14 protein-coding genes are annotated in these 16,074 nt (G+C 31.2%); all 14 read right to left on the minus strand.

From position 1 onward, the window contains the following. Positions 1-120: 120 nt before the first annotated feature. The 14 genes from JWR23_RS11580 to JWR23_RS11645 all read right to left on the minus strand — a co-directional run bounded on the left by JWR23_RS11580 (position 121) and on the right by JWR23_RS11645 (position 16,074). Entirely contained in the window at positions 121-1,521 is a 1,401-nt protein-coding gene (locus JWR23_RS11580; RefSeq protein WP_299516230.1) for an undecaprenyl-phosphate glucose phosphotransferase, read from the minus strand. Positions 1,522-1,817: 296 nt separating this feature from the next. Then, positions 1,818-2,960 carry a glycosyltransferase gene (locus tag JWR23_RS11585; RefSeq protein ID WP_299516232.1) on the minus strand — a complete coding sequence of 381 codons (1,143 nt, stop codon included), beginning with the start codon at positions 2,958-2,960 and terminating at the stop codon, positions 1,818-1,820. A gap of 2 nt (positions 2,961-2,962) precedes the next feature. Continuing rightward, the gene (locus JWR23_RS11590) at positions 2,963-3,922 is read right to left on the minus strand and encodes a GDP-mannose 4,6-dehydratase (protein ID WP_299516233.1); all 960 of its coding nucleotides are present in this window, start codon (positions 3,920-3,922) and stop codon (positions 2,963-2,965) included. Positions 3,923-3,961: 39 nt separating this feature from the next. After that, positions 3,962-5,074, minus strand: a complete 1,113-nt coding sequence (gene gmd / locus JWR23_RS11595) for a GDP-mannose 4,6-dehydratase (protein WP_299516235.1) — start codon at positions 5,072-5,074, stop codon at positions 3,962-3,964. Positions 5,075-5,113: 39 nt separating this feature from the next. Next, complete coding sequence (locus JWR23_RS11600) at positions 5,114-6,232, minus strand: glycosyltransferase family 1 protein (protein ID WP_299516237.1); 1,119 nt, start codon at positions 6,230-6,232, stop codon at positions 5,114-5,116. A gap of 46 nt (positions 6,233-6,278) precedes the next feature. Next, a complete protein-coding gene (locus tag JWR23_RS11605; RefSeq protein WP_299516239.1) occupies positions 6,279-7,625 on the minus strand; it encodes an O-antigen ligase in 1,347 nt (448 codons plus the stop codon). A gap of 86 nt (positions 7,626-7,711) precedes the next feature. Next, positions 7,712-8,569, minus strand: coding sequence for a bifunctional 2-polyprenyl-6-hydroxyphenol methylase/3-demethylubiquinol 3-O-methyltransferase UbiG (locus JWR23_RS11610; RefSeq protein ID WP_299516241.1), 858 nt, complete (start codon positions 8,567-8,569; stop codon positions 7,712-7,714). A gap of 88 nt (positions 8,570-8,657) precedes the next feature. Next, complete coding sequence (locus tag JWR23_RS11615) at positions 8,658-9,941, minus strand: hypothetical protein (protein WP_299516243.1); 1,284 nt, start codon at positions 9,939-9,941, stop codon at positions 8,658-8,660. A gap of 1 nt (position 9,942) precedes the next feature. Further along, positions 9,943-10,566, minus strand: coding sequence for a DapH/DapD/GlmU-related protein (locus JWR23_RS11620; RefSeq protein WP_299516245.1), 624 nt, complete (start codon positions 10,564-10,566; stop codon positions 9,943-9,945). Between the two features lie 43 nt (positions 10,567-10,609). Then, positions 10,610-11,581 carry a glycosyltransferase family 2 protein gene (locus JWR23_RS11625; protein ID WP_299516247.1) on the minus strand — a complete coding sequence of 324 codons (972 nt, stop codon included), beginning with the start codon at positions 11,579-11,581 and terminating at the stop codon, positions 10,610-10,612. Next, on the minus strand, positions 11,574-12,923 hold the full coding sequence (locus tag JWR23_RS11630; protein WP_299516249.1) for a hypothetical protein: 1,350 nt from the start codon (positions 12,921-12,923) through the stop codon (positions 11,574-11,576). Before JWR23_RS11630 ends, JWR23_RS11625 begins: the two co-directional genes overlap by 8 nt. A gap of 39 nt (positions 12,924-12,962) precedes the next feature. Continuing rightward, positions 12,963-13,907, minus strand: coding sequence for an FkbM family methyltransferase (locus JWR23_RS11635; protein ID WP_299516250.1), 945 nt, complete (start codon positions 13,905-13,907; stop codon positions 12,963-12,965). A 190-nt stretch (positions 13,908-14,097) separates the two neighbouring features. Continuing rightward, positions 14,098-15,402: a lipopolysaccharide biosynthesis protein RfbH gene (gene rfbH, locus JWR23_RS11640; RefSeq protein WP_299516251.1), complete on the minus strand. Its 1,305-nt coding sequence runs from the start codon at positions 15,400-15,402 to the stop codon at positions 14,098-14,100. 27 nt (positions 15,403-15,429) lie between these two features. Then, positions 15,430-16,074: an HAD family phosphatase gene (locus JWR23_RS11645; protein WP_299516253.1), complete on the minus strand. Its 645-nt coding sequence runs from the start codon at positions 16,072-16,074 to the stop codon at positions 15,430-15,432.

The raw sequence follows: 16,074 nt of genomic DNA on the forward strand, positions 1-16,074 counted from the left end.
ATTTTTTATTTTAGTTCCATTTTAACAATATAAAATGTATCAATGAAGTCAGACTACTACTATTTTGCTTCTATTTACTTCTATAAATTATCTAAAATAGCAATAGGTAATAATGGTATGTTAAAATGCATTTTCATCGCCTTTTAACGAATTCCAAATAGTAAGGAAAATGATTTTAAGGTCAAGCAGGAATGACCAATTCTCCAGATACCATACATCAGCTTCTACACGTTGAAGCATAGCATCAGTCGTTTTTGTTTCTCCTCTTAGACCATTGATCTGCGCATAGCCTGTAATGCCTGGTTTAAGAAAGTGCCTAACCATAAATTTGTCTATCAATTGTGCATATTGTTTGGTATGGCTAATCATGTGAGGTCTGGGACCAACTACCGACATATTGCCTATTAAAACATTAAAAAATTGAGGTAGCTCATCTAAACTTGATCTGCGTAAAAAGGAACCTAAATTGGTAATACGCGTATCATTACGCGTAGCCTGCTTTTTATGTGAATCTACATTAACCTTCATGCTTCTAAATTTGTAGCATTTAAAAGGTTTGTTGTTTCTACCTGATCTTATCTGAACAAAAAATATTGGACCTTTAGATCCTAATTTAATTAGTATTGCCAGTATTGGAAAAAGCCAGCTAAAAACGAATAGTATGATGAATAATGAAAATATACAATCAAATAATCGCTTTATAACTCTATTTAGCATATTTTCAAGTGGCTCTGGTCGTACAGATATTACCGGTATATGTCCAAAATTTTCTATATAGGTTGGTCTTTTTGCAAAATCAAAATATTCAGGTACAAACTTAAACCTAATTAAGTTTTTATCAGCCTCTAACATTAATTGCTCTACTTTATCAGATTCTGAATTGGGAAGGGTGCAAAATATTTCATCAATATTATTTGATATTACATATCGTATACAATCTTTTATTAAACCACTATATATATCTTTATACTTTATATTTTCTGGGTTATCATCAAAGAAACCCATCAATTTATAGCCCAATTCTGGATTGCTTGCAAAAAATTGATGCAAATCTTGTCCTATTCGCCCCCCCCCAACTATAACAAAAGTTCTGTTATCAATCAATGAAGCTCGCTCACTTTTACGTATGCTCAAGAAAATGAGTTTCCAAATACTCAACAAGAATCCAAATATAATTAACGAGTAAATTAAATATTCGCGAGTTATAAAATAGGACTTTGTACCTATTAAGATAACTGCAGTAAAACCTACAAAACTTAAAAAAAGAAGATATGTTTTTATTACACCCCGATATGTTTTTATTGAATCTTTGGTTAAAACATGTTCGTATAAACCTGTAATATTAGCAGCTAATAACCATATTAAATTAAAAACCAATACAACTGGCAAGTAATGATTATCTGTCCAAAATGGGGAAGTATTATCAACGATAAAATAGGTTATAATCATACTTATGTTTAGTATAACATAGTCTATAGTAAGATTAATAGCTTTTATAAAAGTAGTGTATCTGTGTATCATTGAGAAAATAAAAACGCTATCATAAATAGCGCTAATTATTAATTACATTTTTAATGTAATCTTCATTACAAATATGCTAAATATATTATTCATTCGATAACATACTTAACTATTTAGCGTTGGTAGCTGATTTTATTATTTGACAAATATAAATTAATTAGTGTTTATGCTTGCCTTAAATAAGGCTAATTAATTTAGGCAATCCTCTTATATATTTGTATTAAACAACAAGTAATTCTATTTTTTTTCTGCACAAATGCTTCATTATATCAAATTATAAGAAGCTAAAAAATACACTAAAAAGCTTCTGTAACGACCTTTTTATCTGGAGTTTCTTTATATTTTTTATTTACAAATTCTTTTATTTCCGATATAAATACTTCTTCGTCGAATTTCTCTGCATGATTTTTTATGAATAACGGATCGAATTCAAGCTGTTCAAATTTTTCGATAGCCCGGCATAAAGATTTCACCGTTTGCTCATTAAAGAAGATAGCTGTTGATTTTAGTGAATCGTCTTTGTAAGGGATCATAGTAGCTTTTATACCGCCAACGCCATATGCTATAACAGGTCTGCCTGATGCATTGGCCTCTAATGGTGTTATACCATAATCTTCATGCTGCGGGAAAATAAGTGCCTTACAATTAGCATATAAATCTGCCAATTCTTCATTTGATAATCCTTTTTTAAACTCAATATTATCATTTGACATGGCTTTTAACTCTTCGGCCTTGGTACCGTTTCCTACAATAATTAGTTTATATCCCAATTTATTGAAAGCTTTTATAGCCAGATCTGCCTTTTTATAGTACTCGAGGCGTGATACCAGCAGGAAATATTCTTTAGGTTTATCCGATATTGAAAAAAATCTGCATTTTACATCAGGGCGTATTATCATTACATCAGAAACTTTGTAAGCCTTTCTAATCCTCTCAGAGGTTTCTTCTGTCATGCCCAAATAATAATCGCCTTTTTGGGCTTCGCGGGCATCAACCTTTTTTAAATATTTTATAACGTAGTCAAATACCCATCTTTTTATGCCATGGGCATTTATATATTGCGTGTACGACTCCGGGTTCCACGCCAGCCTAAACGGCGTATAGGTATAAATAAAGACTTTAGATGCGGGATCAATATTTACGTATTTGGCGCAATGTGTATTTGATATTATTACTACATCGTAATTGTTGACTTTTAAACTTTTCATTGCCCATATAGCAAATGGGAAATAAAGTGTGTGCATTGTTTTTACATTTACAGCCAACCGTTGAAACCAAGAGGCCGTAATATGGAATTGCTTAAACTCCGGATAAGTTCCGTTAGGGTCATAGGCAAGGGTAAATACGTCTGCGTTAGGGAAAGCTTTAAGCATAGTAAGCACCACTTGCTCTGCCCCTCCCCTTCTCATCAATTCATCATGAACAATGGCTACTTTCATTATTATAAATTTTCTTTTTCTTCCTCTATTAAAATATCCAAAACATTGAAAAAAGATTTATCATACTCCCATTTCAATGCTGATTTTGCTTTAGTATTATCACCATATATGTCTTCAATATCTGTTGGTCTGAACAGTGATGGATCCTCTATCAACCTATCTTTCTTTATACCTAGATAATCAAAGGTATAATTAATAATATCACGTAAATAAATTGACTTGCCTGAACATATCAAATAGTCATCCGCTTTATTTTGCTGCAAAGATAGCCACATTGCTTTTACATAATCGGGGGCATACCCAAAATCTCTTTTTATATCGATGTGACCGACATGAAGATGACTTTTTATACCATTTTTTATTTCCAAAGAAGTTCTAATTACTTTTTTAACAAAAAAATTAGGACTTCTTAAATAAGACTCATGATTAAAAAGCACCCCATTTACACAATGAACACCATACGATTCACGATAATTAACACCTATCCAATATCCTGAAGCTTTTGATATCGCATACGGACTTAATGGATGCAACGGCGTTTTTTCGCTTACAGGTAATGACTTTACCTGACCATACATTTCACTGCTTGATGCCTGGTAAACTTTTGTATCCATGGTTAATATCCGCACACTTTCCAATATATTTAAAACAGATTGTGTATTATAGTTAATTGTACCGATGGGCTGTTCAAATGAAGCACCTACAGAACTTTGCGCCCCCAAGTTATAAAATTCATCTGGCTTATATTTTATAAGAATTTTTATAATACTTGAAAAATCCAGCAGGTCACATTCCTCAATTATAATTTTATCATCAATGCCCAGGTATTTAAAACTTCTACTATTAAAATTATTGTAGCTTCTGGTTAATCCAACAACTTTATAGTTTTCATTAATTAATAATTGAGCAAGGTAAGCGCCATCCTGTCCGGTAACACCCGATATAATTGCAGTTTTAGTCATAAGTTAGATTTTGTTTGAACTTCCAATTCCCCCGCAAACTTACTCAAATTGATTTTTAACCACATAGCCAGAGTCTTTAAGTAATTTCTCTTTAGTGAAAGTATCCATATCAGCTGCAACCATTTCTTTTACAAGCATGCTCAAATCGTATTTAGGTTTCCAGCCAAGTTTTGTGTTTGATTTAGTTGGGTCGCCAATAAGCAAATCAACTTCAGTTGGCCTAAAATATTTAGGATCAACCGCCACCACCTCAGTACCTACAGACAATTGGTAATTTAAATTACTGCAAGAAACTACGTAGCCTTTTTCATTAACGCCCTCGCCTTTAAACTCAACATTTATACCAACTTCGTTAAATGACATTTTTACAAACTCCCTAACCATAGTGGTTACCCCGGTAGCGATAACAAAGTCTTCCGGCTTTTCTTGTTGTAAAATAAGCCACATAGCTTCAATATAATCCTTTGCATGGCCCCAATCACGTTGGGCATCTAAATTTCCTAAGTGTAATTTATCTTGAAAACCCAAAGCTATTTTTGCAACCGCCCTTGTAATTTTCCTGGTAACAAATGTTTCTCCTCTTAATGGGCTTTCATGGTTAAACAAAATACCATTACAAGCAAACATTCCGTATGCTTCGCGATAATTTACAGTTATCCAGTAAGCATACATTTTAGCCACTGCATAAGGACTGCGCGGGTAAAAAGGTGTTGTTTCTGATTGCGGTACTGCCTGAACTAAACCATACAACTCAGAAGTAGATGCCTGGTATATTTTCGTCTTTTTTTCAAGCCCCAATATCCGTATAGCCTCCAGCAATCTTAGCGTTCCGATACCATCGGCGTTTGCTGTATATTCGGGCGTTTCAAAGCTCACCTGAACATGAGACATTGCCCCTAAATTGTAAATTTCATCAGGTTGTACTTGCTGTACAATTCTTATCAAATTTGTAGAATCACTTAAATCGCCATAGTGTAATTTGAACCTTACATTTTCACTATGAGGATCTTGATATAAATGGTCAATACGGTCAGTATTAAATAAAGAACTTCTTCTTTTTATTCCATGAACTTCATAATCTTTATTTAGAAGAAATTCTAATAGGTAGGCGCCATCTTGACCCGTAATGCCCGTAATTAAAGCGATTTTCATTTTTATTATATAAATGCTGAACTAATATTTAACTCTTTTTTATTGTAGTAAACCTTTTACAACAGCAGTTGTAAAAACCGACCAATCGTATTCATTAACTTTTGCAACCCCCTTGTCAATCAACTTTTCACGTAGATTTTTATTCAACATTATTGTTGTAATAGCTTTAGCAATATCATCAATATCATAAGCATTACAATAATAGGCCGCATCCCCGCATATTTCTGGTAAAGATCCTTCTTTTGATACAATAATAGGGCATCCAAAAAACATAGCCTCTAATGGTGGTAGTCCAAAACCTTCATACAATGTTGGAAATAAGAAAAGTTTTGCATGTTTATATAGAAATGCTAAATGTAAATCGGAAACATGCCCTGTAAAATCTACCTTTTCTGTTAAATAATTATTCTGCTTAACCAAATCAAATACTTCATTATCCCCTGTCAAAAAATTATCCTTCTTTCCTACTATTAAAAATCTCAAATCAGGATAATTTATTGCAGCTTTCACGAAAGCCAATAATGCTCGCTTCAAATTTTTATGTGGTTTAATATTCCCTATATACAATATATAATTTGAGCTTTGATATTTTTCAAATTCAGGGAAGCTTGTTAATTTTATCTCTTGATCTAGTTTTTTGAAATGCTCTTTATCAATTGCCAATTTAGCTACTATTATTTTAGCCGAGGCGCAGTTGGTAAACTTTACAATTTCAGATTTTGAAAAATCTGAAATTGTAAAAATTATATCTTTATTTATAGCTATTTTATAAAAAAGTTGTGCATAAAGTCTTTTCATTAATGACAAATCATTTCTAAAAACCAAATGGTTAGTATCAGGAATAATTACAGCTATTTTTTTTGCTTGTGGTAAATATATCGGGGCATTATAATGTGGGGCTATAAAAATATCACATTTTGGTGTTTTTAAAAAAATACTTATTTGCTCATTTATTGAGTAGATATGATCGTTTAATTCTATAACCTTAATTTTCTCGGCCCAGTCGAATTTTTTTATTTCGGAAAGCACACCTAATAGTGTTATTTCTGAAAAATTTTGTATAAAAGCAGGTATTAGAGCTTGAATGTATCTCCCGATACCAGACATGTTTATCATCCTTGCATCTAACACTACTATTTGATTATATTTTATATTCATTTTCTTATAAAACACTCATTTTATATATACCTATCATCTGATTAAATCAACTTACCACTTGCTTTGGCTTCGTATTTAATGAATTGAAATATTTGGTATAATTTAATCCTAAGGCAATAAACACCCACAAGAACAACGAATAAGCAGGTGCAATACTAAACATAACAGCAATATTAAATAAAATACCACTCATAAACATTTTATTATACTGACTTTTGTTTCTGTTAATCCAAATTATTTTAAAAGAACAGAATAAAAAATAAAGCAGTGACAATCCTCCGATAATTCCCTGTTCACTTAATACTATTGAAAAGAGATTTTGGGGGAATGTGCCGGCGGTAAGTGGCTGTCCAAATTCAACAATTCCCATTTTGAATTCATATAGATACATATAATACATGCTATTACCAACACCAACGCCAGTTAACCAATGATCTTTAAATATTCTGATGCCAATACCCGAAGTGTAACTTCTAAAGCTTCCGCTGTCTAAAGTGTGTTCAGGGGCAGTAAAAAAGTTCATTAACTTAGATACAAATGCATATTCAAATTGAGGGTATAATCCAAAATGATCAATTATATAATAACCAAACAATACTAATATTAATAATAATGATAAAACTATCGATTTACGTTTAGTACTACTTTTAAAAATTAATAAATTTAATATTAAAATTAAAAAAAAACTAACTAAGGTTGTGGAAAATGTTAGTAACAAAGAAGCAACATTAATAATTAATAAAATATACCAATATCTTTTTTTGAATATTTTTTTTGAATACCAGGTAATTAAACATATCCAGCTTTGGTATAAAACATAAAAACTTGGTTCTTGTGAAAGTCCGGAACTACGGAAATCATATGGTTGTTTATATTGAATATACTGTGGTAATAAGGCTATAATATCAACAGTGAACATTGCCATCAATGAGTAAATAGCTATGCAAGTACCCACTACAACTATAGTTTTTAAAATAATATTAAACCTTAAATAAATAAATGATGAAATAGCTATTACATTAAATGTCGAAAAGTTAAAAAACATATAAATTACCTGTAGCAATGGAAAAACATAATAATTAAATTTAAAGGAATTAGCATCTTCATATCTTAAGAAAAATCCATTAGGGTATCCTAAAAATATATTTGAATATAAATAACTAATTAGGGGTGAAACAACGAAAAAAAGAAAAGCAGCTATTGAAGCAGAATTTGCAAATTTTAATTTTTTGATTGATATGATATCTGTAAGTAAGATAATAATGGCAAGTAGTTCATAAACTTTAAAACTCCCACCTATTCTTATAATTGGAAATTGTTGAAAGCCTATAAAAAATAGTATAGCTGTGGCAAATATTGGTTTTACTGGCCATTTTTTTAGAAGTGATATCATTTAGTTTATAGCAGCTAAAATAATAAAAAATGGAGTAGATGGATTGTTCATTTAACTCAAAATTCGACATCTTGAGAAAGAATAAATTATTTATTTGCTACAAAATTACATCCAACTAAAGAAATTTTGCTAAAAAAATTAAAAACTGTCCGGTTTCTAAATAAAAATGCTGTTGTCATGTAAAATAAAAATCTACTTAAAATAGCAAATTGTCCTCTTACAACTCCTACATTGAGTATATTTTCAATATGTTCAACAGGTGAGTACATAAAAGCAGTTGGCTCACATCTTACGTTCTTAAAATTGCTTTTCTTTAAAAAATCACAATATTCCCAGTTATAATAAACGTGTTCATTTCCGCCGTAATGGCCAATTCTATCGGGATAGTTTTCCAATAAATATTGCCAGTGCTTTTTACTATTATAAAACCTTAAAAAGCTTTCTGAAGCAAGCATTATGTACCCTCCATCTTTTAAAAGAGTATATGCATTAGCTAAACATTGTAAAGGTTCATCTACATGATGAAAACTTGCGTTAAAGAAGATAATATCAAAATCACCGTCTTCAATATTGATCATGTCTTCAGCTACTCCTCTATATATATTTATATTTAATAGAAATTTTTTAGCCGCTGTTTCAATAACATTACAAAATGTAGCAGACGGCTCTATACATGAAACATTGTGCCCAAGTGATGCAAGATATATTGTACTTTGCCCGCCCCCTACACCCACATCTAATATTTTAAGAGGCGTTTTGGGTAATTGCTTTAATAACTGAGAAAATTGACTTGAACCACAACTTGGCGCGTGTTTCATATCAACATATTCATCCGGAGAATGGGATGATTCAACTTTATTAAGATAATCACTTTCTTGTTTTGTTGTAGCAATTAGTTCATTTGACACCCCGGTTGAATAATCATGGGTTATTTCTTTTATCATTTTAAACGATGTCTTGGGTAATGATGTAAATTTTAAATATAAAAATTATATGTTATATATAATCAGTTTTTATTAACAGTGGTATCTTTTAAGTATTAATATTCTCATTTTTAAACTTGATTTGATTTGCTAATTCCTTTATTAAAAAGGTTTGATTTTCAGGTCTAAAATATCGTTGACAAAATTTTAAAAGAAGTGTGTATTTTTCAAACCCTAATATTCTTTTAATATAGCGCATAATTGCATTTAACTTTTTTATTTTATTATCAAATCCTTCAAAATTACGCTCATTAAGTTTATCGGCATTACTACTTTTTTTAATCAATAATTTATTTTTTCTTATCAATTCAAAAAATGAATTTTCGCCCACTGCAAATGGATCATCAAAACTCTTAATGTTTTCATCAGTAATTCTTCTGAACAATCTGCGATGAAACTGGGTTATTTTATCACCATTTTCAAATTCAGCATATGCGTAACTATAGCTCAAATATCTGCTAAAATCATTTTCAATAACTCTTTGTGCGTATTCTTTGATCAATACTTCCCAATCGGGATAATTGCTCATTATAATTGTTGGGCACTGTTTATTATTATATATATCTAAAGGATTTAATCCTGAAAAATGGACAAACACTAACGGATCTCCTTCGTCCATGGTTATTCGATTTATAACCTTATAACTTTCGTTTCCAGTCTTTACAAATTGCCGTTCATGTATGTTCCAATAAGCAATATTATAACCTAAATATCTTGAAACAGCTACCCCTTTATAAAGTGCCGGCAAAAAATCAACCCATTTTTGATCAACATGCAGTGCTTCAAATTTGTCGGCATAACATAGGTCATACAGCCGCTCTTTCCACCATTCAATTATTAACAAACCTTCATCACAATTCTTTAATGCAATAAAGCCCAGGTTATAAATTCCAGCAAATAGAATTGCTGTCTCTGGGGCGTTTCCGGTATAATTTATTTGAGGTGTTATAAAATGAGGTGTTATTAAAGCAGTGCTGTTATTTAACGCGTTATAAATACTATTTAAACTGCTGTAAACATATATATCCGGATCAAAGTATATTATTTTTTCGTAGTTCTTTAATTTGAACAAATAATCAAAAAAAAATGGTTTTACAGCAGTACAAAATTCAGTGATATTATACTTAAATGCCAAATTATTATATAATGGAATATTTATATCCCGTGTAAACACTAATAAGTGATTCTCACCTTCAAAATCTATTTTATCATTGGTCTCATCAGCTAAAAGAATATAAAAGTCAATCCCAGGATGGTTTTTTTTTATAGAATCAGCTAATGTAAGTGCTACTGAAAAATAGTTTTTTGCTACAATAGTAAAGGCGGCGTTCATTTTATAAAGTTCTAATTAATTTTGCAGGTACCCCTGCGATGAGTGAGTTTTGTGGAAAAGACTTAGTTACTACTGAATTTGCCCCGATTATTGAGTTCTTTCCAATAGTAACATTAGGCATAATAACTACAGCCTCTCCAATCCAAACATTATCTTCGATTATCACAGGGCCTTTGGAAACAAGAGGTCTTTTTGTTGGCGGGGTTAAGTTTCTTTCTATATCCCCATGAAAATGATCGGTTATATAAACCTTACTTGCAACTAAAATATCATTACCTATAATTACTTTGTTAATACATCCAATATGACAATCAAAATTAAAGCTTACATTATTGCCGATAACCAATTGCGGCTGATGTATTTTTCCCTCGTAACTATCATATGCATCTATCCAAAATCTTGAAAAAGCAGTAAAATTATCACCTATTACTATATAATTACCACCTTGCATATATAGTGGGAAACCAACCGTAAAATTTTTACCAACACTTTTAAATTGTCCTTTAATATACCCGCTAAATATAAATTTTCTAATTTTGGCATATTCGGCATATAATTTATATGGGAACAGATAAGATAAAATATGCCCAAAATTTCTTAAAAATTTCTTAAAAATTTCTTTCATCTCATAGGTTTATTCTGTGTTGAATTATTCTTTCGATATATAGCTAACTTATTATTCGCCTTATCTTTGCATAAATTTTTATAAAATAACTATATACAATAGCGGGTTTATTTGGTAGTACAAATAGTGGATAACAGCACAGCCAAAAATTAAAGTAACCTTTAAAAAGGGGCTTTAATGATAATACGGGGTTAGCATCAACAAAAGTATGATTTTTATTCAATTTAAGTTTTAATATAACTATTGGGAAAAACTCAACCAATAAGCTATTATTGATTATTTTTTTAATAATACCAACATCCGTTTTATTATGATCTAATTCACTTATAATCAAATTAAAATTTTCTCCAAAAATTTCTACCAGATTATACCCACCTGTATTATCGGGCTCTGCTGTTAGCAATATATCGTGTATATATAGATTTTTAGAAGATTTTAATACTATATCTAATATATGAGATACATGATTAAGATTCGATCCCTGATATTTTAACAATTTACTTTCATTTAAGTATTGCCTATTAATAATATTACCAGAAATAAAAGTGATATACAAATTCACTTTTTTAATGTACTTAATTGGATCGGTGTATTCTGTATAATTCAGTTTATTATAATTTAAAATTGTTGTGTTTTTGAGTTTATCGTTATTAAAAAAAACCACACCATAGTTTTCTTTACTTAGTACTTTTAATAATATGGCTATAGAGCCATTTATTAAAAAATCATCATCCCCCAAGGCCAATACATATCTACCTTGAGCTTTCAAATAACATTGGGCTACATTAAAATCTGCACCCCTATTTTCTGCATTTCTAATGTATTCTATTTTTAATCCTAAAGAAATATAAACATCAACAATGTCATTTGTATTATCTGTCGAGGCATTATCAGACACTATTAACTCAACATCATCTAAACTTTCTTTTTGAAGATATAAATATTCCAGATTGCGTTTTAAAAAGCCACTTCTGTTATAAGTAGGAATTGCTATGGTTAATAGAAATTTATGCATTGTGCCATGCTCTCCTTTTATTAATAAAAGTATAAACAGTCCAAGATAAACCAACTATACATGTTAGGAAAAAATAACCTGTTGTCATACCTATTAAACCATATCTTTTGCCCAAAACTATAGTAGAAACACAAATCAATGAACCCATAGCAATAGATTGCACCAACATAGGTTCCTTTTTATGGCATCGCAAATAGGTTGCAAAAGCAAAAGCTACCTGATTAGCTATGCTGGCTAAGCACATACACAAAAGTGGTATAGTTGTTAAAAAACGGCTTGTTAGTCCCCAATTTAAAGTTTTGGCAATTTGAACTAATGCAAAGAAAATGCATGTGATGATAATGTTGATTCCTAATGATTGAATGAATATTTTTTTGAAATTAGTATCCAATGTGGTAAACTCCCGCTTTGAAATTAACATAGATAAAAAAGGCACTTTTGTAACTATCCAACTCATTGATATAGAAGCTATACCTGTAAGCGTTGCTATAGTCATTCCCATTTGGCCCGCTATAGCCGGGCCTTCTGTAGCAAACAAAACCGGATTAAATAATTGAAATATAAAATAACCGCTTATCCAACTTAAAGCAATACGCCACTGGAAAGGAAAAATTTCACGGTAATAATTAATTATCCACTCAGCTTTAGCTAGCCATATTACTCTTAAAATTTTAATCTTGTTAGAAAATACTATTTGAACATAATTAACACTTATTGCTATGAGTGACGCTAAAGCACTTGAGTATAATTTAAATCCACAAGCAAAAAAAATAAATAATAAACCAATATTCACAGATTTTTGAACTAACCTTACTTTTGACATGTCTTTTACATGCCCTAATCCATCAAAAAAAGCCAGTAATGGATCAATGAACAAATTTAATGATGTTGCTATACAAAGAATTATCCAAGGCTTTTGCCATTCAATATTTAAGCCTTTATTAAATTTTGAAAAAAAATAAAATCCTGCTATTAAAAGCACAAAAAATAAAATAAAAGCAATTATTGCAAACCATTTTACACAAAATATAAGTAATGAAGATAACCTGGATTTATAATACTCTTCACCTGTTAATTTAAAATCATCGTCCCATTTCAAATAAGCAAACTCATAAGCTGCATATTGAGTTATTATACCACTTAACCCTAACTCAAAAAATATTTGTATAGCTAAGATGCTTGCAAAAGTATAATAATATCCCTGTTCATCGGGTGATAAAAACTTAGCAATAAAAACTATTGAAATTATTCCACCAAAAGCTTGTATAATCCGGGTTAATATTGTAAAAGCGATAGCACTATCAATACCTAGTTGACTGAATACTTTTTTAACTATTACCACTTTTCTGCTTATATTGTCGTGCTCACACCTACCGAATCACTAATGTGATAATATTTGCGTTATCTTTTCTTTATGAGTTACCGAATGTAAAAAAAAGAAATTTGTTTGGGTGGTATTTTCATCTACCTCACTAAAAAGAACTAAACCCTTATCGTTGGCTATGTAACAGTTATATCCTAACTCTCTAAAAAAGTTGATAATATCATTTGGGTGGTAATTAAATTTAGCTGACCATTTGCGTAACATCTCTGAAAAAACAATTGGGTGATGTGCCGCAATGGTATTCTTTGCACCTTTAAATACCATAAATTCTGCACCTTCAACATCACACTTAATAAAATCAATTTTTTTTATATTATTAGTTGAAGTATAATTATCTACAGTATCAGTAAAACATTCCAACTGCTGCATATTTGTATTTTCAGTAATGTTTTTTGATGATGCCGCACCAGGTATAGCAGGTGAATAAAAGAATGTGATTTTATCCTGTTTATCGGAAAAGGCGAAATTTTCAACCACAATGTTTTTGTAACCATTTAGTTTAACATTATTCAGCAGTTTTTGATGTGTTTCAGGAATAGGTTCAAATGCATATATCTTTCCATCTTCCAATAAAGAAGCAATATGGTTAGCATACCAGCCAATATTACCTCCAATATCAAAAACTGTATAGTCTTTTTCAATTATTCTATAAAGCATATCAGAGTCTACTGATTCGTATGTACCAAAATTAAAGGTTTCAATAGGAGCTATTCTTTTATCTACTATATCGCAATAAAAACTTATACCTCCCTTGTTGTAATTTGTTTTTCGGGATGTTATTATTAATTGATCGTCTTCTATAGTAATTTTTGAAATATCCGATTCCTTTAAAAATGTTGCATAATCAAATAATAACATGTGCAGGTTATGCATCTCATCAATAAACGCTGCTTTACTGATTTCACCTTTTGAATAAAGGGTCCTTAATTCACCTAATTTCATATTTTTTAACATATTTATTTTTTTTCAACATTGTATTTAATAGATGTGTTCTTTTTATATTTTAACAAATAGCCATCGCATTCCATTTCTTTAAGAATTAGTAAATATTCATTTTTTGTAAATATTACTAATAATAAGTTATCTATAAAATATAAAAACACTAATTTAAAGCCATTTTAAGAGCTTTTTATTATTTTATATAATCTTTAATCACATCCAATATGTAATTGTAGTGACTTTCATTTAATCCGGGCCAAACTCCTAACCAAAAAGATTGATTCATAATAGTATCGGTATTAACTAAATCACCTATTTGTCTGTAATTTATATTAGCATAAGCAGGTTGTCTTAACAGATTGCCTCCAAATAATAGGCGTGTACCTATTTTTTTTTCTTCTAAATGTTGAACTAGCATGTGTCTGTCGGCTGCGTTACCCTCACGCAATGTAAGTAAAAAGCCAAACCATGAAGGCTCGCTGTTGGGAGTAGCTTCGGGCAAAATAAATATCTCTTCCAATTCTTTCATACGTTCATATAGTGCGGCAAAGTTTTCGCGCCGTCGTTGTACGAAATGATCCAGCTTTTTAAGTTGCGATACACCAAATGCAGCTTGCATATCTGTAACCTTCAAGTTAAAACCGATATGTGAATAAGTGTATTTATGGTCATACCCATAAGGCAGTGTGCCTAACTGTTGGGCAAACCTACAACCACAGGTATTATCTTTTCCTGGTTCACAATAACAATCACGTCCCCAGTCTCTAAAACTTTCTGCTATTTTTGAAAGTTCAGGATTATTAATGATAACGGCTCCGCCTTCGCCCATGGTAATATGATGGGCCGGGTAAAATGAAAAAGTAGCTATATCCCCATAGGTGCCGGTTTTTTTACCTCTATAGGTAGCTCCTAATGAGTCGCAATCATCTTCAACAACCCATAAGTTATATTTTTTTGCAATACGCATTACCTCGTCCAGATCAAACGGATTACCTAAAGAGTGGGCAATCATAATTGCTTTTGTTTTGGGCGATACAGCTGCTTCTATATCCTCTGCTTTAACATTATGGGTAGCTATATCAACATCAACAAAAACCGGTATGGCACCAAACTGTATCATTGGATTAACGGTAGTAGGAAAACCTGCAGCAACGGTAATTACCTCATCCCCTATTTTAATAGCACGCTCTCCAAGCTTTGGAGAGGTTAATGAATAAAAGGCTACCAGGTTTGCAGATGAGCCGGAATTAACCAGCAACGCTTTTTGAGCTCCAAAATATTTGGCAAAATCATATTCAAAATCATTAGCAAATCTACCGGCTGTTAACCAGCCATCTAATGCAGCATCAACCCCAAGAAGTATATCATCTTCGTCCAAAACCTTACCTGTTACAGGAATGTAGTTTTTTCCAGGAGTAATGATTTGAGTTGTTTTTTGCCTTGCAATTTCTCGAAGGCTTTTTTCGAGTTCAGGGCTTGTAATGTTTTTTAACTGCATTGCTCAACTATATAATTATTGTTATTATTAATTTTTAGGATAACTACCAAATATCTGTTTCAATTTAGCCAACAAAATAACATGATTGGCGAATACCTCATCGGCTTCTCGTAAATAACTTTCATCTAGAGTGGTTTCAATTGCAAAGCAAGGACACAGTGCCCCTTTAGCAGATTGTATACCTAGTTTAGCATTCTCTATAATCAAACATTCATCAGCAAGTAAACCAAGTTTTTTTACTGCCTTAAGGTAGGGTTCGGGGTCGGGTTTGCCATTTATCACATCGTCTGCCGTTATTACTGCTGATAGCTGATCCATAATTGCAGGATCTAAAGTCTTTTTTAAGCGTTGGTCTGAAGCGCCCGTAACTATCGCCTTTTTAATATTACGCGATGTTAGCAACTCCATTATTTCAGCAATTTCGGGAAACAGCGTAAATTTGTTGTGCTGATGATAATAATCTTCTTTAAGCGAAACTATATTTTGTGCAAGGTTTCTATCAAGATTATACTTTGCGATAAAAAAATTAGCTATCTGAAACCTACCCATTCCTTCAAGCAAATAGTAGTCTACCGGCTCTATTTTAATATCATACGTGGCAAACGCACTTTGCCAAGCCATACAATTATCAAACATTGTATCGCCAATAACGCCGTCAAAATCAAAAATCAC

Source organism: Mucilaginibacter sp. (assembly GCF_028288205.1).
Classification (GTDB): domain Bacteria; phylum Bacteroidota; class Bacteroidia; order Sphingobacteriales; family Sphingobacteriaceae; genus Mucilaginibacter.